This is a genomic window from Rhodococcus sp. IEGM 1305 (assembly GCF_030058635.1).
Taxonomy (GTDB): domain Bacteria; phylum Actinomycetota; class Actinomycetes; order Mycobacteriales; family Mycobacteriaceae; genus Rhodococcus_F; species Rhodococcus_F opacus_D.
In genome coordinates this window covers 1-418 of the sequence record NZ_JASHKX010000090.1, presented here as the reverse complement: position 1 = coordinate 418, position 418 = coordinate 1, and the positions used below count along the sequence as shown (strand labels likewise).

The window sequence follows — 418 nt, the reverse complement described above, 5'->3', positions numbered from 1 at the left end:
ACGTACCCGACCGGCGCCCCGTGGAAATTGCCGTTCGACTCCACCCGCCCGTCCAACGTGACCACCGGATTGTCGATTGCGCTCGCCAGTTCCCAGGACGCCACCCGCTCGGCGTGCGCGAGCGTGTCCCGCGCCGCCCCGGCGACCTGCGGGGCGCACCGCAACGAATAGGCGTCCTGCACCACGGTGCAGCTGGGATTGGCGTGGCTCTGCACGATCTCCGAGCCGGCGAGCAACCGAACCATGTTCGCAGCAGCGCGGGCCTGACCGGGGTGCGGCCGCAGCGCCTGCAGGTCCGGGGCGAACACCTTGTCGGTGCCGAGCAGCCCCTCCACACTCATCGCCGCCGTGACGTCGGCCAGGCGCAGCAGCCCGTGCAGGTCCTCGCACGCCAGCACCAGCATGCCGAGCATGCCGT

At 71.3% G+C, this 418-nt stretch carries 1 protein-coding gene; it reads right to left on the bottom strand.

The genetic code is table 11. From position 1 onward, the window contains the following. Positions 1-418 (bottom strand): aromatic amino acid lyase (locus QM693_RS37515; protein WP_283354835.1); only part of this gene is annotated, 418 nt, incomplete at both ends.